General features: G+C 70.7%; 17 protein-coding genes. 9 read left to right on the top strand and 8 right to left on the bottom strand.

Annotated elements, in window-relative coordinates:
- Positions 1–93 precede the first annotated feature (93 nt).
- Positions 94–456: a GntR family transcriptional regulator gene (locus E3O39_RS16920; RefSeq protein ID WP_134449178.1), complete on the top strand. Its 363-nt coding sequence runs from the start codon at positions 94–96 to the stop codon at positions 454–456.
- A 45-nt stretch (positions 457–501) separates the two neighbouring features.
- Here the strand turns inward: E3O39_RS16920 and E3O39_RS16925 are convergent, their stop codons facing one another.
- The 4 genes from E3O39_RS16925 to E3O39_RS16940 form a co-directional block, all read right to left on the bottom strand.
- Positions 502–1,467 carry an NAD(P)-dependent oxidoreductase gene (locus tag E3O39_RS16925; protein WP_134449270.1) on the bottom strand — a complete coding sequence of 322 codons (966 nt, stop codon included), beginning with the start codon at positions 1,465–1,467 and terminating at the stop codon, positions 502–504.
- A gap of 5 nt (positions 1,468–1,472) precedes the next feature.
- Positions 1,473–4,316 carry an alpha/beta fold hydrolase gene (locus E3O39_RS16930; RefSeq protein ID WP_134449271.1) on the bottom strand — a complete coding sequence of 948 codons (2,844 nt, stop codon included), beginning with the start codon at positions 4,314–4,316 and terminating at the stop codon, positions 1,473–1,475.
- Positions 4,317–4,327: 11 nt separating this feature from the next.
- The gene (locus E3O39_RS16935; RefSeq protein ID WP_134449179.1) at positions 4,328–5,350 is read right to left on the bottom strand and encodes a 3-oxoacyl-ACP synthase III; all 1,023 of its coding nucleotides are present in this window, start codon (positions 5,348–5,350) and stop codon (positions 4,328–4,330) included.
- Between the two features lie 234 nt (positions 5,351–5,584).
- On the bottom strand, positions 5,585–9,211 hold the full coding sequence (locus tag E3O39_RS16940) for a bifunctional proline dehydrogenase/L-glutamate gamma-semialdehyde dehydrogenase (RefSeq protein WP_134449180.1): 3,627 nt from the start codon (positions 9,209–9,211) through the stop codon (positions 5,585–5,587).
- Positions 9,212–9,374: 163 nt separating this feature from the next.
- Between E3O39_RS16940 and E3O39_RS16945 the strand changes: the two genes are divergently transcribed.
- From E3O39_RS16945 to E3O39_RS16965, 5 genes are all read left to right on the top strand, one after another.
- Positions 9,375–10,256, top strand: coding sequence for a LysR family transcriptional regulator (locus E3O39_RS16945; RefSeq protein ID WP_134449181.1), 882 nt, complete (start codon positions 9,375–9,377; stop codon positions 10,254–10,256).
- A 135-nt stretch (positions 10,257–10,391) separates the two neighbouring features.
- Positions 10,392–10,784, top strand: a complete 393-nt coding sequence (locus E3O39_RS16950; RefSeq protein ID WP_241985119.1) for an META domain-containing protein — start codon at positions 10,392–10,394, stop codon at positions 10,782–10,784.
- Positions 10,785–10,931: 147 nt separating this feature from the next.
- Positions 10,932–11,867: an aldo/keto reductase family oxidoreductase gene (locus E3O39_RS16955; protein WP_134449183.1), complete on the top strand. Its 936-nt coding sequence runs from the start codon at positions 10,932–10,934 to the stop codon at positions 11,865–11,867.
- Between the two features lie 66 nt (positions 11,868–11,933).
- Positions 11,934–13,550 (top strand): NAD(P)/FAD-dependent oxidoreductase, encoded by a 1,617-nt coding sequence (locus tag E3O39_RS16960; RefSeq protein ID WP_134449184.1) that lies wholly within the window; start codon positions 11,934–11,936, stop codon positions 13,548–13,550.
- 125 nt (positions 13,551–13,675) lie between these two features.
- Positions 13,676–14,209 (top strand): SRPBCC domain-containing protein, encoded by a 534-nt coding sequence (locus tag E3O39_RS16965; RefSeq protein ID WP_134449185.1) that lies wholly within the window; start codon positions 13,676–13,678, stop codon positions 14,207–14,209.
- A 91-nt stretch (positions 14,210–14,300) separates the two neighbouring features.
- Here E3O39_RS16965 and E3O39_RS16970 read toward each other — a convergent pair whose 3' ends face one another.
- Entirely contained in the window at positions 14,301–14,864 is a 564-nt protein-coding gene (locus tag E3O39_RS16970) for a thioesterase family protein (protein WP_134449186.1), read from the bottom strand.
- A 42-nt stretch (positions 14,865–14,906) separates the two neighbouring features.
- Here E3O39_RS16970 and E3O39_RS16975 point away from each other — a divergent pair, with 42 nt between their 5' ends.
- On the top strand, positions 14,907–15,545 hold the full coding sequence (locus E3O39_RS16975) for a LysE family translocator (RefSeq protein ID WP_134449187.1): 639 nt from the start codon (positions 14,907–14,909) through the stop codon (positions 15,543–15,545).
- Positions 15,546–15,555: 10 nt separating this feature from the next.
- On the opposite strand, the gene E3O39_RS16980 is transcribed toward E3O39_RS16975, so the two are convergent.
- Complete coding sequence (locus E3O39_RS16980; protein WP_241975507.1) at positions 15,556–16,536, bottom strand: alpha/beta hydrolase; 981 nt, start codon at positions 16,534–16,536, stop codon at positions 15,556–15,558.
- Between the two features lie 96 nt (positions 16,537–16,632).
- Complete coding sequence (locus E3O39_RS16985; protein WP_134449188.1) at positions 16,633–17,178, bottom strand: YbhB/YbcL family Raf kinase inhibitor-like protein; 546 nt, start codon at positions 17,176–17,178, stop codon at positions 16,633–16,635.
- A 135-nt stretch (positions 17,179–17,313) separates the two neighbouring features.
- On the opposite strand from E3O39_RS16985, the gene E3O39_RS16990 reads away from it, so the two are divergent.
- Positions 17,314–19,014 (top strand): sodium:proton antiporter, encoded by a 1,701-nt coding sequence (locus E3O39_RS16990; RefSeq protein WP_134449189.1) that lies wholly within the window; start codon positions 17,314–17,316, stop codon positions 19,012–19,014.
- Between the two features lie 112 nt (positions 19,015–19,126).
- A complete protein-coding gene (locus E3O39_RS16995; RefSeq protein WP_134449190.1) occupies positions 19,127–20,020 on the top strand; it encodes a rhodanese-related sulfurtransferase in 894 nt (297 codons plus the stop codon).
- Here the strand turns inward: E3O39_RS16995 and E3O39_RS17000 are convergent.
- Positions 19,989–21,425 (bottom strand): LssY C-terminal domain-containing protein, encoded by a 1,437-nt coding sequence (locus E3O39_RS17000; protein WP_174774865.1) that lies wholly within the window; start codon positions 21,423–21,425, stop codon positions 19,989–19,991. The two genes, E3O39_RS16995 and E3O39_RS17000, sit on opposite strands and share 32 nt — an antisense overlap.
- Between the last annotated feature and the right edge of the window lie 45 nt (positions 21,426–21,470).

The following is a 21,470-nucleotide window of genomic DNA, read 5'->3' on the forward strand; positions in this document are numbered from 1 at the left end:
GGAACCGAGTATGCCGCAGCGAGCGGTTCCGCGCACGGGTCCCTGCGGGCTAGCTTGGTACATAACCAACACAAGGAAACCGGGTGCGGCACCATGAAGCTGACCATCGACGAGCATTCCCCCACGCCGCCGTTCGAGCAACTGCGGCTTCAGGTGCTCGAGGCCGTTCGGACCGGTGCCGTGGCGCCCGGAGACAAGCTGCCGACCGTGCGCCGGCTCGCCGACGAACTCGGACTCGCCCCGAACACGGTGGCCAGGGCCTACCGCGAGCTCGAGCGGGGCGAGGTGATCGAGACCCGCGGCCGCCAGGGTTCCTTCATCGCCGCAACGGGCGACCCGACCCTGCGCCAGGCGCAACGCGCCGCTGCCGACTTCGCCGAACGGATGCGCGTGCTCGGCCTCGGCGCGGACGACGCGCTCGCGCTCGTCTCGGCCGCGCTCGGCATCCGCCCCTGATCACTCCGCACGCGCCCCGCCCAGCCCAGCCGCGAAAGCGGGGAGCTAGGTGTATGCGGCGGCGAGGCGGCGGAAGCCCTCGTCGAGGGTCACCTGGGGGGTCCAGTGCAGGTCGGCGCGCGTGCGGCGTTGGTCGAACCAGTGCGCGGTCGAGAGCTGTTCGGCGAGGAAGCGGGTCATCGGGGGCTCGTCGGCTCCCGGGCGCACTCGCCAGGCGGCCTCGATCACGGAGCCGCCGCCGCGTGCGAGCGCGGCGGGAACCGACCAGGCCGGTGGGCGGACCCCGGCCGCCCGGCACATGCCGGCGAGCAGCTCGGCGACGGGCCGGGGCTCGCCATTGGTGATCACGTAGGCGTTGCCGTGCACCTCGCGCGCCCGGTCGAGGGCTGCACTGATCGCCGTGGCCGCATTGTCCACGTAGGTCGTGTCGATGAGAGCTGCGCCGTGCCCGAGCAGGGGAAGGCGCCCCGCCCTGGCCCGCTCGACGATCCGGGCGACGAGCTGGGTGTCCCCGGGGCCCCAGACCAGGTGCGGCCGCACGGCCACGACCCGCATGAGTGGAGAGTCGGCGTCGAGCGCGAGCAATTCCGCGCGGGCCTTGGTCCGGGCGTAGTCGCCGCGGGCACGAGCGGGATCCGCCGGGCCGGCATCGCTGCCGACGATGGATGTCCCGGCGTGGGCCACAGAGGGAGACGACACGAAGACGAAGCGCGAGACCCCGGCATCCGCGGCCGCGGCGAGCAGGGAGCGGGTGCCCCCGACGTTGACGGCCTCGAAATCGCGCGGGTCGCCCGCGAGGGAGACCTTGGCCGCGAGGTGAACGACGGCGTCCATGCCGATGACGGCATGATCCACGTCCCGGGCCGAGGTCACGGAACCGAGCAGGTCCCTGGCCCCTGCGACGCCGGACGGCCGCCGCTGGAAGCAGCTCACCTCGTGTCCGGCCGCGACCAGCTCTGCCGCGACCGCGCGACCGAGGAAACCGCTCGCCCCGGTGACGAGCACCCGCAACGGGGTCACGGTCGCGTCATCCGCCCGCCGGAGAGGATGCCGCCCGCCCACCGGGCGAGCCGGCTGCGGTCGATCTTGGAATTGTGCCGGATGTCCGTCGGCAGCTGGGGAACCACGAGCACCGCAGCGAGAGGTGCCGGCGATGCCGTTCGGATCGCGGCAGCAAGTGCCTCCGTCGCGAGTCCGACCCGCCGGGCCGGCGGGCTCGTTTCGACGACGGCGACCAGCTGTTGGGTGCCCACCGGTCCGACCCCGACGAGGGCCGCACGGGCGACACCGGGGTGTCCGGGGTTCGGCCTGCCGGACATGCCCGCGGTGACCGCATCGCGCGGGGTCAGACGGACGCGTTCGATGGCCTGCTCGGGGCCGACCGGCGTGACGACGCCCTCCGCGGTGACGATGACGTGTGGCAGCCGACCCTCGACCCAGAGCCGGCCGTCGGCGTCGAGGTGGCCGACGTCGCCGGTGCGGTGCCAGCGTTCGCCCGCGATCGCGCCGCGCCTGGCGGCCCGGTCGGTGAGCCAGAGCCGGTCGTAGTGGTCTTCGACGTGGGGCGCGGAGACGACGATCTCACCGGTGACACCGGTCTCCTCGGACAGTGCGCCGGTGGCCGTGCCCCGGTCGTCGAGAGCGCTGATCCGGATCCGGGTGGTCCCGGTCGGGCATCCCACGCAGACGCCGCCAGCGGAGGCCGCGGTCGCGACCCGGATGCCCTCGAGGGTGATATCCGTCATCAGGAGTCCCTCGGTCATGCCGTACGGGGTATGCGCTGTCGCGTCCGGCATCAACCGCGCTGCGGCCGCGAGGAGCGGCTCTGCGACCGGCGCGCCTGCGGACAGGAAGCTGCGCACCGCGGCGAGGGACGCCCGGTCGACGGGGGTGAGGCGTGCCGCGGTCGCGACGACGTTCGTGAGGGCTGCCGGAGACAGGAACACGACGGATGCGTCGATCGCGGCGACAGCGGCGGCCACCGCGGTCGCGGTGAGCGTCTTCGGCGACGTGACGTCCATGTCGGGGGTCACCGAGCGTGCGCCGAGGGCGGGGCCGAGGAGGGCGAACGGCGCGAAGCCGGCGACGAGGCCCGTCCCTGGGCCCACGCCGTACTGCTCGCGAAGCGCCCGGCTGACGGCGGCGAGCTGGCCGTTCGTGTAGACGACGCCCTTGGCCGGCCCTGTCGACCCGGACGTGAAGAGCACGGCTGCCGTGTCTGCCGCGGTGGGCTCTGGTGGCAGGCCCTCATCCGCGCCGAGCGACTCCAGCTCGGCGACGGTGAAGGAGACGTCGAGGAGCCTGGCAAGCGGCCTGGCGAGGGTGACCGCGGCGATCTTCTGGCCGGGCCAGCCGAGCGCCCGGGCGGCGACCAACCCGGGGGTCGCTCCAATGACGTGGTCTGGGCGCGCGCCCCGGACGGCCCGGGTCAGGCCGCGGAGGCCGAGACCGGCATCCGCGACCACGACGACGGCGCCGATGCGCACGCAGGCGTACAACACGGCCGTGAGGTCGGCGCCCGGAGGAACGAGAAGCGAGACCCGGTCGCCCTTGCGGACGCCGATCTGGTAGAGCCCTGCGGCCAGCCGGCGCACGCGCGCGGACAGCTCGCGCCAGCTGACGCTGAGCTGGGCGGCACCGTGACCGGGCGCCATGTCGACGAGTGCGATGTCGTCGCTCTCCCGGAATTCATCGAGGTAGTGCCAGAGCGGCCGGTAGTCGCCGCGGCCGGATTCGGGCGCGGGTTCCCCGTCCGAAACGTCCTGTTCCGGTCGAGAGTGACCGGCTGATCGGGCGCTCTCGTCCGGAACGGGCCCGGCGGCGGTGAGGGCGGCGGGCACGGCGGCGAGCGGGGCGCGGTCGGCGAGCCAGGTCAGTGCGGCCGCGGCGTAGTCGACGTCCTCGGCCACCAGGTGCCCGGCCCCCTCGAAGCGGTGAACGTTGGCGTCGGGCAGTCGGTCGAGGAGATCGTCGAGATACCGGTCGCTGAAGATCGGATCGGTGGGACCCCAGAGCAGCAGGGCCGGCACCTCGAGGCCGCGAAGGCCAGAGGCGATGCGGTCGAGTTCCGGCGTGCTGACGGATCCGGGACCGACCGGGATGTCGGCGACGAACGCGCCGATCCCGCCCCGGCGGGCCGCTCCCCGGTACGGCGCCCGGTAGGCGCGTTTGACGGCGGCGGACAGCGGCGGATGCGCGAGCGCGAGCGTCGTGTCGAGGAACGCGGGCGTCGTGACGGTCGCGGTGCCGAGCACGCCGCCCTGGAGTGCCAGCCGCAGGGGCGCCGGGATCGCGGCGTCCTCCGGCTGGTGCACGGCGGTATTGAGCAGCAGCACGCCCGCGAGCAGGTCCGGGTGGTCGATCGCCCAGCCGAGCGAGACGACTCCGCCCCAGTCGTGGCCGAAGGTGACGACCGGGCCGGTGAGTCCCAGCGGTTCCGCGCCGAGCGCGTCCGTGAGGTCGCCCAGGTCTGCGACCCGGCGGGCGAGCGGGCGCACCGTCCCGGTGCGCTCGGAGAAGCCCATCTCGAGCTGGTCGACGGCGATCACGCGCCAGGCCTCTTCGCCGCGCGTGGCGGCATCCGTCGCCTGCGTCACGAGCGACCGCCACAGGTACGACCAGGTCGGGTTCCCGTGCACGCACAGCACCGTGCCGACCGGGGTGATGCCGCGGGACGCGAGCACGGGCCCGTTGTCGAGCAGGTGCCAGGTGCGGATGCCGGCGCCCGGCTCCCCTGCCTCGACCAGCCTCGAGAACGCGGGGTCGAGTCCCGGCAGCCCCTCGGGCGGCAGGGACGCCGGCGCGGGCGTCGCCGCGGCGCGCGGCAGACGGTACTGGTGCTGTTGCCGGGGGTGGGTCATGGTGCGCCCGGTCACCAGGCCAGTTCCATCATGGCGGTGTTGAGGCCGGAGCCGACCCCCATGAGCAGCACCCGGTCGCCGCGACGCAGGGTCTTGGCCTCTTCGGCCAGGGTGATCGGGATCGACGCCGGCCCGACGTTGCCGAACAGCGGGTAGGTGAGGGGCACCCTCGCCCGGTCGAGCCCGGTGGCCTTCACGATCGCGTTGGTGTGCACGTCAGAGACCTGGTGCAGGATGTAGCGGTCCATGCTCGACCAGTTCCAGTCGCGCTTCGCCTCCGTCCAGGCCGACACGACCAGTTCCATGCCGCCCTTGAGCAACGCCTTGGCGTCGGTGAACATGCCGTCGACGCTGCCGACGCAGAGCCCGTTGAACTGGGTAGCGGCGCGGGTGACGCCGCCGAGCATGCGATGGCCTTCCGGATGCCGGTCTGCACGTCCGAGGACGGCCGCGGCCGCCCCTGACCCGAGGGTCAGGCTCGCGAATTCGCTCATGAAGTCCTTGCGGCCGATGTCGGGCCGCCCGAGCCGGTCGATCGTGTTGGACTGGATTTCGTCGGCGTCTTCGCCGTCGATCACCACGGCGTAGTCGACCTGGCCGGAGTCGATCAGCTGCGCGGCGAGGGTCATCCCGTTCACGAACCCGAGGCACGCGTTCGCGATGTCGAAGTTGGTGGCGGACGACGGCAGGCCGAGGCCGTGGTGGATGCGCACGGCGACGGAGGGCTCGAGGTGCTTGCGGGTGACCGAGGTGTTGATCAGGAGACCGACCTGGCCCGGCTCGACGCCCGCGTCGCTCAGGGCACGCTTGCCCGCTGACACGGCCGCGTCGTCGAAGGCGAGGTCGCTGCCCCAGTTGCGGCGTTCGTAGACGCCGGCGACGCGCTGGAGCAGGCCGCTCGGGAGACGCAGGCGTTTCAGGGCCGGCTGCAGTCGACGGTCGATCTCGATCGAGGTAGTGACGATCGGTGCGAGGGTGCTCGCGACCGCCAAGAGCGCGACGTTTGTGTGCGACGTCGTTGCGTTTCCGTCCAAGTGCTGTTCCCCTGTCGAATTGTGGCGCCGCTGGCACGCCACGGTCCCCGGTATTATCCCCCACTCAACTGATCGTTCCTCGTATGCAGGCTGTGTGCCGCTCCCCCCTGACCGCCCACCCCGTCCGCGAGAGCGGAGTTTTGGCCCTTAACATCGTGGTTTAAGGGCCAAATCTCCGCTCTCGCGGTTCGGGTGAGCGCGCGGGGCGGGGCGGGGCGGGGCGGGGCGGGGCGGTCAGATGATGCCGGCGGAGAGGGTGCTCGGGTTGCCGAAGCGGTGCGCCGTGATCGAGATCGCCTGCTCACGGAGGAACGGCAACAACTCGACCCTGCCTGCCTGGGTGACCGGGTGGGCGTAGACGGCCACGTCGGGGCTGCCGCGGAGGGCGTGCGCGAGCTGGGCCGCCGCATCCGTCGCCCCGGTCAGCGGGTCGCCGCCGATCAGCCGAACCCGGCTCGTCGTGATGCCGCCGGCTGCGGCGCGGGCGAGCCATTCGGCGTCGCTCTCGACCGTGACCGGGATCTCACGCTCGGCGAGGGCGCCCCGCACGATCGGCGGCATCGGCAGCGCGCTCGACACCGTGAAACGCGACTTCGAGAGGGTCGCGGCGATGAGCACCCGCAGCAGGTTCGACAGGGTGCCGTCCTCGGCGAGGCGCACCGTGACGGGCAACGTCCGGTAGCGGAACAGGTTGCGTTCGACGCCGAGCGCGGAGACGTCCCTGACCGCCGCGAACTCCTCGCGCCAGGCGAGCGCGTCGCTGAGGGCCGAGCGGCGCAGTACGTCGAAGTCGGCATAGTCGAGCACGGGCTGCGACCCCTCGATGAGCTGCGTGACGCTCGGTTCGAGGCCGCGCAGGTGCAGGGTCGAACTGTTCCTGCCCGGGTTGGTCACCCAGCTGCCGAGGCCGTAGAGATAGTTCGGGCCGCCGGCCTTCGTGCCTGCTCCCACCGACGAGCGCTTCCAGCCGCCGAACGGCTGGCGCTGCACGATCGCGCCCGTGATCCCCCGGTTGACGTACAGGTTGCCCGCCTCGATCGTCTCGAGCCAGGTCGCGAGTTCCTCGGGATCGAGCGAGTGCAGTCCGGAGGTGAGCCCGTAGTCGACCGCGTTCTGAAAGCGGATGGCTTCCTCGAGTGTGCGCGCATGCATCACTCCCAGCACGGGCCCGAAGAACTCGGTGAGGTGGAAGTAGGAACCGGGAGCGACTCCCGTGCGGATGCCCGGCGACCACAGCGCGCCGTCCTCGCCCTGCTGTTTCGGTTCGACGAGCCAGCTCTCGCCGACGCCGAGTTCGGTGAGGGCGTGCAGGAGCTTGCCGTTGGCAGGTTCGATGAGCGGGCCCATCTGGGTGACCGGGTCGGAGGGTCGTCCGACCCGCAGGCTCGTCGCGGCATCGACGAGCTGGCCGAGGAAACGCTCGGACCTGGCGACGGAACCGACGAGGATGACGAGGCTCGCTGCGGAACACTTCTGTCCGGCGTGCCCGAACGCGCTCTTGACGACGTCGGCGGCGGCGAGGTCGAAGTCGGCGGACGGGGTCACAATGATCGCGTTCTTGCCGCTCGTCTCTGCGAGCAGCGGCAGGTCCTCGCGGAAGCTCCGGAACAGCTGCGCGGTTTCGTATGCTCCGGTGAGGACGACCCGGTCGACCGCGGGGTGCCCGATCAGCCGGGTGCCGAGCTCCCGGTCGGCGAGGTCGACGAGCGCGAGGAGGTCGCGGGGCACTCCGGCCTCCCAGAGCGCCTCGACCATGACCGCTCCGGAGCGCTGGGCGAGCTTCGCGGGCTTCACGATGACGCCGGAGCCTGCCGCGAGTGCGGCGAGCACCCCGCCGGCGGAGATCGCGACGGGGAAGTTCCACGGCGGGGTCACGACGGTGAGGCGTGGGGGCACGAAGATGGCGCCCTGCACGGCGTCGAGCGCCCGGGCGCTCTCGGCGTAGTAGTGCGCGAAGTCGATGGCCTCGCTCACCTCGGGGTCGCCCTCTGCGATGGTCTTGCCGGTCTCTGCGGCCATCACCTCGATCAGGCGGTCGCGGTTCGCGGCGAGCGCGAGGCCGGCGCGGTGCAGGATCGCGGCCCGCTCCCCGCCGGGGCGCTGGCCCCATTCGTTGCCGCTCGCGGCGACGGTGTCGATGATGGCGTCGAGCTGTTCCTCTGTATCGACGCGGGCGGCGAGGATCGTGTCGATGCCGAGGCGTGACCCCTCGACCTGGGCGAGGATCCGGCGCCCCCACGCGCGGTTCGCCGGAAGCGAGGGGTCGGTGTCCGGCTCGTTGTGGAAACGGCGGATGCCGGCGGCCACGTCGCCCGCGCCCGCGTGGGTCAGGACCGCGGCCGTGTCGCTGAGCGAGCCGCGGGTGAAGCCGAGCACGGCATTGGTGAGGCCGAGGTCATCGTCGGTGTGCTGCGCCGCTTCGGCCGCAGACTCTGTCGCCTCGAGCTGGGTGACCGCAGAACGGTCCTGGCTTCGGTTCGGCGCTGGCACGAAGGCCTCGGGGCCGACCGATGATTCGAGTGCCCGGAGTGAGGCGAGGAAGCGCTCCTTCTCGCGTTCGAAGAGCGGGGGCGAGGTCGTGAGTTCGAACACGGCGGACATGAAGTTGTCCTGGCTCGCGTTCTCCTCGAGGCGGCGGATCAGGTAGCTGATCGCCACGTCGAACTCGGCCGGGTTGACGACGGGCGTGTAGAGCAGCAGCCTGCCGACGTCCCGGCTCACGGCCTCGGCCTGGCTCGTCGCCATGCCCAGCAGCATCTCGAACTCGACCCGGTCGTCGATGCCGCGCCGCTTGGCGAGGAGGTGGGCCCACGCCACGTCGAAGAGGTTGTGCCCGGCGACGCCGATGCGGACGGCATCCGTGTTCTGCGGGGTCAGCGCCCAGTTGAGCACCCGCTTGTAGTTCGTGTCCGCGTCCTGCTTGGTGCCGTAGGTCGCGAGCGGCCAGTCGTGCACGATCGCGTCGACGTGTTCCATGGCGAGGTTGGCGCCCTTGACGACGCGCACCTTGATCGGGGCTCCCCCGGCCGCGCGCCGGTTCTGCGCCCAGTGGGTCAGGCCCTGGAGGGCGCCGAGCGCGTCGGGCAGGTACGCCTGCAGCACGATGCCGGCCTCGAGGCCGAGCAGGCGGGGCTGGTCCAGGATGCGTTCGAAGACCGCGATCGTGAGGTCGAGGTCGCGGTACTCCTCCATGTCGAGGTTGATGAACTTCGGCACAGCGGATGCCGCGGCGAGCTCGTAGAGCGGGGTCAGCCTCTCGACGACCCGGGTCACGGCCTCGTCGAACGACCACATCGAGAGCTGGCTCGCGATCGAAGACACCTTGATCGAGACGTAGTCGACGTCGGGGCGGGCGAGCAGTTCCCTCGTGCCCTCGAGCCTGCGGAGGGCTTCCTTCTCTCCGAGCACGGCCTCGCCGAGCAGGTTGATGTTGAGCCGGTTGCCGGATTCGCGCAGGCTCGCGATCGCGGGACCGAGCTTGTCCGGCGTCGCGTCGACGACGAGGTGGCCGACCATCTGTCGCAGCACCTTGCGGGCGGCCGGGATGACGACCCACGGCAGCACGGGGCCGAGCACGCCGCCGAGGCCGATGGCGCCGCGCAGGTACCCTGGCAGGAAGCCGGGGGCCTTCTTCGCGACGGCCTGCAGGTTGTAGCCGGCGACCATGAGGTCCTGGGGGCGCATGACGCCGTCGACGAAGCCGACCGTGAAGTCGAGGCCGTTCGGGTCCTTGAGCACGCCGGCGAGGCGTTCCGCGGAGACGTCCGCCGGAATGGCGGTGCTCTCCGCGAGCCACTTCCTGACGAGCGTGACAACCTCCGCGCTCTGGGCCTGGTGCACGACGGACGGTGAGTTGCTCATGGTCACGAGGGTAGTCTTTCGCTCGCGCAACGGCCGGGAGCCGTTCCGGGGGGACGGAATCTGAGTCCAGTGTCGCGGGAACTTCCGATAAGTAAAAGCGACCGTTTGTGCAGAGTAGTGGTTAGGATTTGTGTGCAATGGAGCCGAGCGGAAGGTGCACGGGATGCTGGACGTCCGGAGGTTGCGCCTGCTGCGTGAACTGAAGATCCGCGGGACCCTCGCCGGGGTCGCCGAGGCGCTCTCGTACAGCCCGTCCGCGGTCTCCCAGCAACTCGCCCTGCTCGAGAAGGAGGCGGGCGTCGAGCTCCTGCACAAGGTGGGTCGCCGCGTGCAGCTCACCGCGCAGGCCGAGATCCTCGTCGACCACACCACCCACCTGCTCGAACGGCTCGAGATCGCCGAGGCCGAGATGATGGCTTCGCTCACGACCGTCTCGGGCACCGTGCGGGTGGCGGTCTTCCAGTCCGCGTCCCACGCCGTGATCCCCCGGGCGTTGACCCTCCTGGCCGCCGAATTCCCCCAGCTGCGTGTCGAGGTGACCGAGCGCGAGCCGGAGCGCGGCCTGTTCGAAGTGAGTGCCAGGGACTTCGACCTCGTCCTCGCCGAGCAGTACCCGGGGCACGGGCGTGCCCACAGGGCGGACCTCGACAGGGTCAACCTGGCGACGGATGCGCTGCGACTCGCGCTGCCGTCCGCGAGCGCGAGCGCTGATCTCGCAGGCCTGGCGCGGATGCCGTGGGTCATGGAACCGGAAGGAACCGTCTCCCGGTCGTGGGCGAGCCAGCTCTGCCGCGAAGCCGGGTTCGAACCCGATGTCCGGTTCGAGACCGCGGACCTGATCGCGCACATCCGCCTGATCGAATCGGGGAACGCCGTCGGCATCCTGCCCGACCTGGTCTGGGCCGGCGCCGAACCCACGGTGCGCCTCGTCGACCTGCCCGGCCACCCGCGCCGCACCCTCTTCTCGGCGGCACGCCGCTCGAGCACGAAGCGGCCGGGCGTCGTCGCCGTGCGCGACGCGCTCGCCCGCGCGGTCACGCCGTGACGACGGTCGCGCCGCGACGACGGTCGCGCCTTGACGGCGGTCGCGCCGTGACGACGGTCGCGCCTTGACGATGGTCACGGGCGGGCCTTCAATGGGGTGAGCACGCCCGCGACAGCGTGCGGAATGGGAGCATCCGTGATCACCATCCTCGCCCGCAGAATTCTCGTGGGCGCGGCGGCGGCAAGCGTCGCCGTCGCGCTGTCCGGGTGCGGGGCATCCGCCGAAAGCGCCGCGACAGGCGTCTGGGGCGACCCCAACGCCACGCGGATGCCGAGCCTCGAGCTCCACGAGGACCGTTCGCTCTCGGGCACCGACGGCTGCAACCGGCTCGTGGGCACCTGGAAGACGAGCGGGGACCGGATCGAGTTCGGGCCCATCGCCTCGACCCTGATGGCCTGCGAGGGTGTCGATACCTGGCTGGGATCCGCGACGTCCGCGACCATCGACGGCTCCACGATGACCCTCACGGACCAGGGCGGGAAAGAGATCGGCACCCTCGAACGCCAGCCGACGAGCAGCCCGACCTGATCGGCGACGCCAGCGAGGAGCGGCGACCGCGGTGAGCGGCGCTGGCGACCGCGCCGCCCCGGCCGACACATTGATCGTTCGCCCTTCTCAATCGCATCACCGTCAGTTGTTTTACTTCTGTACCCGCCTCGCCTAGCGTGAATCCACATGAAGACTTTCACCCTGCCCGGCACCGATATCGTCGCTCCGAACGTCATCCTCGGCCTGATGCGCATCCAGGAGAAGAGCGACGACAAGGTCCGCGAACTCGTGCGCACCGCCCGCGACGCCGGGATCGACTTCCTCGACCACGCCGACATCTACGGCTCCGAACTGCACGGCTGCGAACGCCGCTTCGGGGAGGCGCTGCAGCTCACCCCCTCCCAGCGTGACGAGATCACGATCCAGACCAAGACGGGAATCGTCGGGGACGGGCCGTACTTCGATTTCTCCTACGAGCACATCATCGAATCCGTCGAGGGGTCCCTCGCAGCCCTGCGGACCGACCACATCGACATCCTGCTGCTGCACCGCCCCGACGCCCTCGTCGAACCCGAGGAGGTCGCCCGCGCGTTCGACGAACTCGAAGCCACGGGCAAGGTCCGGGCATTCGGCGTCTCGAACCACACACCGCGCCAGATCGACCTGCTCCGGAAGCACGTGCGCCAGCCGATCGTCGTCAACCAGCTGCAGCTCTCGCTCACGCATGCGCCGATCATCGCGCAGGGGGTCGCCGCGAACATGAGCGGGCAGGAGCAGGCCGTGACCCGCGACGGGGGCGGAATCGTCGATTACTGCCGCCTGAACGACATCACCATCCAGACATGGTCGCCGTTCCAGGCCGGCTTCTTCTCGGGGGTGTTCCTCGGCTCTCCCGAGTACCCCGAACTCAACGCCGTCATCGACAGGCTCTCCGCCCACTACGGCGTCCCGCCGATCGCCATCGCGACCGCCTGGATCCTCCGGCACCCCGCCAGGATGCAGGTCGTTCTCGGCACCACCACCCCCGGACGCGTCACCGGGGCGGCCCAGGGGTCCGACGTGACCCTCACCAGGGCCGAGTGGTACGAGCTGTTCCGCGCTGCCGGGCACATCGTTCCCTGATCGCCGTCCGGGCCGGATGTCCCGCGCCGGCCCGCACGCTGCGGCACCCGTTGCTAGTCTCGAGGCGTGACGGAACCCACTCATGACGTTGTCATCGTCGGCGGCGGCCACAACGGATTGACCGCCGCCGCGTACCTCGCCCTCGCCGGCCGCAGCGTGATCGTTCTCGAGCGCGCGGAACACGTCGGCGGTGCCGCGGTCTCCGCCGAGGCGTTCGCGGGCGTCGACGCCCGCCTCTCGCGCTATTCCTACCTCGTCAGCCTGCTGCCGCAACGGATCATCGAGGAACTCGGCCTCGAGATCGGCCTCGCCCGCAGGCGTTTCTCCTCATACACGCCGAACCCGGCCGACCCGGCCGGCGGCCTCCTCGTCGACAACGGCGACGCCGAAGCCACCAGGGCGAGCTTCGACCGGATCGGCGCCGGAGCCGATTCCGATGCCTGGGCCGCCTTCTACGCCGACACCGGGCGGCTCGCCCTGGCGCTCTTCCCCACGGTCTGCGAACCCCTGCCGACCCGCTCAGAGGCCAGGCTCCTGCTCGGCGACGACTCCCTGTGGGAGCGCTTCGTCGAACATCCGCTCGGCCGGACCATCACCGAGGCATTCACGAACGACCTCGTGCGCGGCGTCGTCGCGACCGACGGCCTGATCGGCACCTTCACGTCGGCGGAGGCGGGCGACCTTGCCGCGAATCGCTGCTTCCTCTACCACGTGATCGGCAACGGGACCGGGGACTGGGACGTTCCGATCGGCGGGATGGGCGCCGTGACGGGCGAACTCGAGAAGGCGGCGCGGCAGGCGGGCGCCCGGATCGTGACCGACGCCGAGGTGACGAGCGTCAGCCCGGACGGAACCGTGCGCTACCGGCGCGGAGGCAGCATCCGCGAGGTCGCCGGGACGGTCGTGCTCTCGGGGGTCGCCCCCTGGGTACTCGAGCAGCTCCTCGAAGCGGATGCCGGCGGCCGGGGCACGACAGGGGCCGCGCGTGCGGACGCGCCAGGGGCCGGGCCGAAGCCGGAGGGCGCCCAGGTCAAGGTCAACCTGCTGCTGCGCCGGCTGCCGCGGCTCCGCGACACGACGGTCTCCCCCGAGGCTGCGTTCGGCGGAACCTTCCACATCAACGAGACGTACACCCAGCTCGAAGGCGCGTACGACGAGGCCGTCCGCGGGATCATCCCGGACCGGCTGCCCTGCGAGATCTACTGCCACTCCCTGAGCGACCCGAGCATCCTCTCGCCGGAACTCGCGGCATCCGGCGCACACACCCTCACCGTCTTCGGCCTGCACGCGCCGAACCGCTGGCTGAGCGACGAGAACAACGACGCCACCCGGGCGAGGCTGCAGGAGGCTGTGCTCGCCTCGCTCAACTCGGTGCTCGCCGAGCCGATCGAGGACCTGCTGCTGACCGATGCCGCCGGCAGGCCCTGCATCGAGACGAAGACGACCCTCGACCTCGAACACGCCCTCGCAATGCCGGGCGGGAACATCTTCCACGGTCCCCTCGAGTGGCCGTTCCTCGACGACGACGCCCCGAGGGACACCGCGGCGGAGCGCTGGGGCGTCGCGACCCGGCACCCGCGCATCCTGGTCTGCGGCGCGGGCGCCCGGCGCGGCGGCGGGGTCAGCGGCATCGGCGGGCACAACGCCGCAATGGCGGTCCTCGAGGCAGAGCTCGACGACTGAAACGACGGCCGAACCCGCGGCCGGGGGCCCGCTGACGGAGCCGTCGGGCGATGCTGTGGCACGGGGACGCCCAACGGGTTTAGCCTGAAGGCACGGCTCGTGTTTCACTCATCGCGGAGGTCCCCATGTCAGCCAAACCCACCGGTCGCCTTGCCCATCGCGAGGACGGGCTGTACCTCATGCTCGATCGGCTCTTCACCGCCCCCATCGACGACGTCTGGGCGAGCGTCAGCCGGCCAGGCGGCCTCGCCGGGTGGATCGGCACATACACCGGCGCGCCGGAGACAGGCGCCGTGCGCTTCAAGCTCTCCGAAACGGATGCCGAGTGGACGTACGTGACGATCCTCAAGTGCATCCCGCCGAAGCGGTTCACCGTCAACCTCGGCGAAGGGGACGCGGCGAGGCACCTGATCCTGCACCTCGTCGAAGGCGCGGGCATGACCACGCTCACCCTCGGGCAGCGCCTGCACTCCGCTGCGGATGCGGCACGCGTCGGGCCGTTCTGGGACTACTACCTGGATCGCCTCGTCGCGATGCGCACGGGTCACCCCGTGCCCGGCCACGAGCACTACGCGGGCGCGCACGAGCTCTACTACTCCGAGCTCATCGTCCCGGACAAGCCCCCGGTCGTTCCCGTCCCCGCACCGCCGCACGCATAGTCCTGCCGACCGTCCCCGAGGGTGCGAGCCCTCCCGGACGTCGGCGCGCCAAAGCGGCTGTGCCCGCTGCCGAAACGGCCGCTGCCGCCGGCTACTCCCAGAGACTCGGCGCGGCCGCGCGGGTCGCGGGCAGGGCGACGTCGGCGCTCCACTCGAGCAGCCACGCCGGGACGGTGAGGCCGGCGGGCGCCGGTCCGACGGCGGCGAGCAGCTCCTCGATTCCGACGACGCCCCCGCCGCGCTTGAGGAAGCGGCCCCGGATGAAGCCGAGCGCGAGGATCTCGGGGTTACCGTCGGCATCCGGTCGCACGAAGCGCTGCTCCACGTAGACGGCCTTCTCGTCGAAACCGAGGATGCGCGACTCGACGGTGAACCGCTGGCCGACGGTGAGCGATTTACGGAAGCTGATGGTCTCGCTCACGACGACGGGGTACCAGCCGCGTGCGGTGAAGATCGGCCAGATGCCGGTACGGTGCAGCAGGTCGAGCCTGGCGATGTCCATGATCGACAGGTACACCCCGTTGTTCATGTGCCGCAGGATGTCCTGGTCGGTCGGGAGGGTCACGAACCGGGTTCTGACGACGTCGTAGGACCCGACGCGGGGGCCGCGCTTCGACAGCCAGCCGTGGAAGAGGGTGCGGATCAGCATATGCATCCTGCGATGTTAACGCCTCGGGCGATTGGGTAGCATTCCGGTATGGTCCCGATCGATCACCTGCTCACCTTCGCGCTCGCTTCCGTCGCCCTCATCGCGCTTCCGGGGCCGACCGTGCTGTTCGTGATCGGACGCTCCCTGGCGCTCGGGCGCCTCGGCGGATTCCTGAGCGTGCTCGGGAACGCCCTCGGGATGCTGCCCCTCATCGCGGCCGTCGCGCTCGGCCTCGGCGCGATCGTGACCCAGTCGATCGTGGTGTTCACGATCGTCAAGGTCGTCGGGGCCGCATACATCGTCTACCTCGGCATCCACGCGATCCGGTACCGCGGCGCGGTCACCCGGACCCGCGGCGTCACGCTCGTCGCCCGGCCGTGGTGGCGGCTGCTCGCCGAAGGGTCGGTCGTCGGCGCCACAAACCCCAAGTCCATCGTGTTCTTCGTCGCCGTGCTTCCCCAGTTCGTCGACTACCGTGCGGGCGCGGTGCCGCTGCAACTCCTCACCCTCGGCACGGTCTTCGTGGTGCTCGCCCTCGCCGGAGACAGCGTCTGGGCCATCGCCGCCGGCTCGGCGCGGGACTGGTTCGCGAAGTCGCCGAAACGGCTGGAGAAGCTTTCAGCGGGCGGCGGGGTCATGATGATCGGCCTCGGCGGCGTCCTCGCCGCGACCGGCGCCCAGAGCTGACCCGCCGTCCCTAGACGGCGACGGGGACCGGGACGGGTAGGGCCGCGACGCGACGGACGAACGCGCCGAGACGGCGGTACACCTCCTGCGATTCCGGATGCCGAGCGTCCTGCTGCCAGGTGTGATGGGTGTTCGCCTGTCGCCGGTCGTAGATCAGGCTGTCCACCTGGATCGACCTGCGCTTGAGCGCCGCGATGAAGTTCAGGTTCGCCCGGTAGAAGTAGTCCCGTTCGCTCGTCGTGACGAAGACCGGAGGGAACCCGCTGTCGAGCCACTCGATCGGGTTCATGAACCGCGCCGCGGCCCGCAGCACGACTCCGCGCCCCCGCTCGGGCAGCAGCATGCGCAGGAAGTTGAGGCTCAGCACGAAGCCGCGCTCGAACATCACCGAGAGGTCGGCGATGCTGCAGTGCTGCACGAGGCCGCGGAGGTTGCCCGGATCCACGTGGGGTTCGATGCCGTAGTGGGCCGCGAGCTCCGGCTCGAAAGCGGATGCCGCCAGGAGCGCCGCGATGTGACCGCCGGCCGAATCCCCACCGAGCACGATCCGGGTGGGGTCCCCGCCGAAGTCGGCAATGTTGCGGGCCACCCAGTCGAGCACCGCATTGCCGTCCTCGAGCATGTGCCTGAGCTGGAACCGGGTGGCCATCCGGTAGTTGGCGTTGACGACGACCATGCCGTCTGCGGCCTGGCTCGCACAGTACTTGGTGAGCGGCGCCTTGTCGCCGGAGGTCCAGCCGCCCCCGTGGAAATACACGTAGACCGGAAGCGGCCCGGCAGGGTCGTGCGGCACCATCACGTCGAGCCGGTGGTCACGGCTCTCATCCCCGACGTAGTCGACGTCGATGTGGTAGTCCACAGTATCGATCGGCTGGAGGTTGAACTTGTGCAGTTCGCCGGGTGAGAGCCGGATCATCAAGGCCCGCCAGACCCAGACGGGCACACGGCGGAGGCTGGTTTCTCGGGGTTTCAGGGTGGTTCCTGCGGTCATGCGAGGGTGCTGCGGATCTGGTTCACAGCACGAACCTAGGTCCCGCGCGTGTGAGCGACCTGAGAAGCCCTCATGTTCGTGTCGGGGACAGGCCTTCTAGGGGTGCAGCGCCGCCCCGCCGAATGCTCCGGTCGCCTCGATGACCGCGCGGCCGAGGGTGTGGAACCGGAGGGTGAAGCCGAGCACGGCGGGAGTCGACCCGGGGTCGAGGTCGAGAGTGGGGACATCCACTGCGTGCACGATGAACTGATAGCGGTGGGTGCCGGTTCCGGGCGGCGGGCCGGCACCGATGAAGGAGGTGAGCCGCAGCTCGTTGGGCAGGGTGACCGCGCCGGCGGGCAACTGGGCACCGCCGGGGGCGCCGGCTCCGGCGGGAAGGGACGTGACGGCGGCCGGGAGGTTGAAGACCGCCCAGTGCCAGAAGCCAGAGCCGGTCGGGGCATCCGGGTCGTAGAGAGTGACCGCAAAACTCTTCGTGTCGGCGGGGAACCCGCTCCAGGACAGCTGCGGGGACCGGTCGAGGCCACCGGCTTCCTCGCCGAACTGCGCGGCCGAAAGCGGTGCCCCGTCGGTCACATCCGTGCTCGAGAGCGTGAAGAGCGGCACCTCGCCGTAGACGGCGAGCGGATCGGCGGTGGTCATGGGTCCTCCTGGCGGCGGGGGTTCTTGTGCGGGCTGCCCCCAGTTTAGGCGCCAGGCGCCCTCGCTTCGAAGATCCTCAGGCGCCGCCAAGGTCGCACAGCGGTCGGGTCCAGCCCGGCTCGCTACGGTCCAGCAATGGACTATCCCCTTCTCGGCGTCTTCGGCATCCTGACCATCGTGTCGGTTGCCGTCATCGCGCCGCGGCTCGGAGTCGCCGCCCCGCTCCTCCTCGTGCTCATCGGGATCGCGGCGAGCCTCGTCCCCGGCGTACCGGCCTTCGATTTCCCGCCCGAGCTCATCCTCGCGGTCGTCCTCCCTCCACTCCTCTATTCGGCGGCGGTCAACGTGCCGTTGCACGACTTCCGCCGCAATGCGACGGCGATCACCGGACTCTCTGTGCTGCTCGTGATCGTGAGCGCCGTCGCGAGCGGAGCACTGTTCCACTGGCTACTGCCCGGACTCAGCGTTCCCGGCGCCCTCGCGCTCGGTGCGGTCGTGAGTCCGACGGATGCGGTCGCCGCGACCTCGATGGGGCGCCGGCTGGGACTTCCACCCCGGGTGGTGACCCTGCTGGAGGGTGAGGGACTGCTCAACGACGCCTCGGCCCTCGTGCTGCTCCGCTGTGCGATCGCGGCGACGGCAGGCGGGGTGTCCCTGATCGGCGTGGCCGGGGACTTCGCGTTCGCGGTCGGAGTCGCGATCGGGATCGGTCTCGTCGTGGGGCACCTGACCGTGTGGCTGAGGTCGCGCCTGGGGAACGTCGTACTCAACACGACGATCTCATTCGCGGTGCCGTTCCTCGCGTTCATCCCGACCGACCACGTCCACGCGTCCGGGGTGCTCGCCGTCGTCGTCGCCGGGCTCGTGACCGGGCATCGGGGGCCGCTGGTCTTCACGGCGGAGGTGCGGATCAGCGAACGGGTGAACTGGCGGACGATCCAGTTCGTGCTCGAGAACGGCGTCTTCCTCCTGATGGGCTTCGAACTGAAATACCTGGTCGGCGAGGTGCACGAGGACCATGTCAGCGTCATCGAGGCCGTCGGCATCGGGCTTCTCGCGACCGTCGTCCTCGTCGTCGTCCGGGGCGCCTTCGTCGTCCCCCTTATCGCCCAGCTCAAACGACAAGAGCGGAGGGCCCGCGCCGGCGGCCGGGAGGTCGACTCCGCACTGCGGCGGTTGCGCACGGCCAGGCACGAGGACGTCGCCCAGGCCAGGGCCCACAGGAGGCTGACCAGGAAGCGGGCGGACCTCGACTTCCAGACGGTCGAGAGCCTCGGCTGGCGGGACGGCGCTGTGCTCGGCTGGTCGGGGATGCGAGGCGTCGTCGCACTCGCCGCCGCGCAGTCGCTGCCGACCGGCATCCCCTACCGGCCGCAGCTGATCTTCATCGCGTTCACCGTTGCCCTCGTGACCCTGCTCGTGCAGGGCGGCACCCTGCCTCTGCTGATCCGCAGGCTCGGGCTCACCGGAAGCGCCGAGGCGGATGACCAGCGTGGCTTCGCAGCCCTCGTCGGCCAGATCAGCGCGGCCGGTCTCGAGAGCCTCGGCAACCCTGCGCTCGCGCAGGACGGTGGTGAACCGTTCACCGCGGAGGCGCTGTCCCGGGTGCGTGCGGACAGCATCCGCCGTGCACAGGCGCTCGACGAGACGGCGGCCCCGGCCACCGGCGCCCCGCACCACCAGCACCGTGCGCTGCGGCTGCACGTGCTCGCACGTGAGCGCGCCGCCCTGCTCGACGCCCGTGAGACCGGGGCATACGGCTCGCACCTCATCGAGAGGGCCCAGCGCATGCTCGACCTCGAGGAAACCCGGCTGTCCTCCAACCCCTGGGCATGACTCCTGCACATTCCCCGGCGGTGGAATTCCTGCCGCGTGATTCCGGGGCGCCGGCCGTCAACCGCGGGAATCTGCAGGAGTTATGCCGAACCAGGACGGGTAACATGGCGCGGTGGCCATTCCGAAGATCCTGCTCTACTACGTCTTCACGCCGCTCGCCGACCCCGAGGCCGTACGGCTCTGGCAGCGCGACCTGTGCGAAGCCCTCGGCCTCCGCGGCCGCATCCTGATCTCGAAGGACGGGCTCAACGGCACGATCGGCGGCGACCTCCCGGCCGTGAAACGCTACGTGCGGAAGACGCGCGAGTACCCGGCGTTCCACGACATCGACTTCCGGTGGAGCGAAGGCACCGGGCTCGACGAGGCCGGCCTGAGCCTCGACTTCCCGCGCCTCGTGGTGAAGGTGCGCGAGGAGATCGTGAGCTTCGGCGCTCCCGGCGACCTCACGGTCACCGCGGCAGGAGTGCAGGGCGGCGGCACCCGGCTCTCCCCCGCCGCGCTGCACGAACTCGCCGCCGAGCACGGCGACGACCTGGTCTTCTTCGACGGCCGCAACTCCTTCGAAGCGGAGATCGGACGCTTCCGGGGCGCCGTCGTTCCCGACGTCGCGACGACCCGCGACTTCGCCGCAGAGCTCGACAGCGGCCGGTACGACCACCTCAAGAACCGGCCGGTCGTGACGTACTGCACCGGCGGCATCCGCTGCGAGGTGCTCAGCTCACTGATGAAGGACCGCGGCTTCGGCGAGGTCTACCAGCTCGATGGCGGCATCGTGGGGTACGGCGAGGCCTACGGGAATGCCGGTCTCTGGGACGGTTCGCTCTATGTCTTCGACCAGCGGATGTCCGTCGACTTCGCAGGGGACACCGCGGTCCTCGGCCGCTGCGCCTGCTGCGCGGCAGCGACCAACCGGATGCAGAACTGCCGCGAGCCGTCCTGCCGCGCACAGCTCGTCGTCTGCCCTGACTGCGCCGCTACGGCGCCCGCCTGCCCCGCGCACTCCTGACCGGCCGCGCGCGGGCGAACTCCCTCGCGTCCCTGGCCGAGAGGGCGAGCAGGATCAGGATGTCGAAGGTGACGCTCACGAGCGAGGTCCGCAGGGTGATCGCGGCCCCGTTGACGGCATAGTCGACGAAGCTCGTGACGATGCTCACCGTCGCGAAGGACATCGCGACGATCCGTGCCCAGTTCCGGCCGAAGTACACGAATGCGGCGAAGCCGATGTTGAGGGCGAGGACGACCCCGTAGCCGGCCAGCAGGATCCCGAGGGCGACCCCGGCCGTCGCGGGGTCGACGGTGCCCGCCGGCGTGCCGTCGAGGGCGACGGCCGAGACGAACTCCGGCCAGTCGAGCGCCGCGAGGACGATGACACCGAGACCGGACAGGACCCGCGCGCCGAGCATCAGCGCTCCGACGCTGATCGATGCCGGCCGCCGCCGGTGGGCGCCGGGCTCGGACGGCACCGCGTTCCCGGTCGGTGCCGCCGTCGATGCCACCGTCGACGCCGATGCCACTGCCGCGGTCGGTGCCGGTTCCGGCGCGGCAGACCCCGCACGTGCAGCCGCAGCGCCGGAGACCGCGATGCCGGATACATCGACGACGGGCAGGTCGCCGTCCGTCTGGATCGTGTCGCCGCCGCCGTTGCGTGCGTGGTATCCGCTCGAGAAGTCCCGGATCAGGTGCACCCGAGCCCCCGAGCCGGCGTGCAGAAGCGAGTCGACGATGTGGTCCCGCTCGATGTCGGTGTTCTCGTCGATCTTGTGCGTGATCTGCAGGGTGAACAGCGAGAAGCCGACGGCACGATCGAAGGTCCCCGCCGCGAGCCAGTCGACCCTCGTCCCACCGGGGAGCAGCCAGCCGTCGGGGCAGCGCCAGAACCGCACGTGGTGCCGCTTGGCCGGATTCTCGGCGACCTCCTGCTGGTAGGCGAAGTCCTGCATCCGGTCGAACAGGAACAGCGGACTGACCGGCGCCTCGTCATAGCTGCGCCTCGCGAGCGTCGCCGAGACCATCCTCCAGGTCGTGCCTGGCGTGATGTCGTCCGCCCGCGTCCACCCTGCCGCGGCGAGCGCCTGCTGCAGCTGCTCCGCCGTGCCGGTGATAGCGAGGTTGACCGGGTCGCCGAGGAGGCCGTCGCTCGTGCGGGTCCTGCCGATGAAGTAGTGGGGAACGTACAACTGGGTCAGGATCCGGTGCAGCCGCGGAAGCACAAGGTAGGCCAGAAGCACCCAGAAGAGCACAGCGAACCAGAGCGCACCCCAGCCGAGCTGAAAACTCTCGTTCACGAGCAGAACGGCGAGCCAGACCGCGGCGAACCCCGCGAAGACGAAGAAGAAGGCGTCGATTCCCGCGCTCACCGAGAGCCGGCGCGGCACGACCCGCACCTTCTCTGGCACGACGGCGGCGGTCATAGCGCTCATGCTACCGACTAGGCCGAACGCGGGCGAGGGGCGGGA

The sequence above is a fragment of the Cryobacterium sp. MDB2-A-1 genome, assembly GCF_004402675.1.
GTDB classification, from domain to species: Bacteria; Actinomycetota; Actinomycetes; order Actinomycetales; family Microbacteriaceae; genus Cryobacterium; species Cryobacterium glucosi.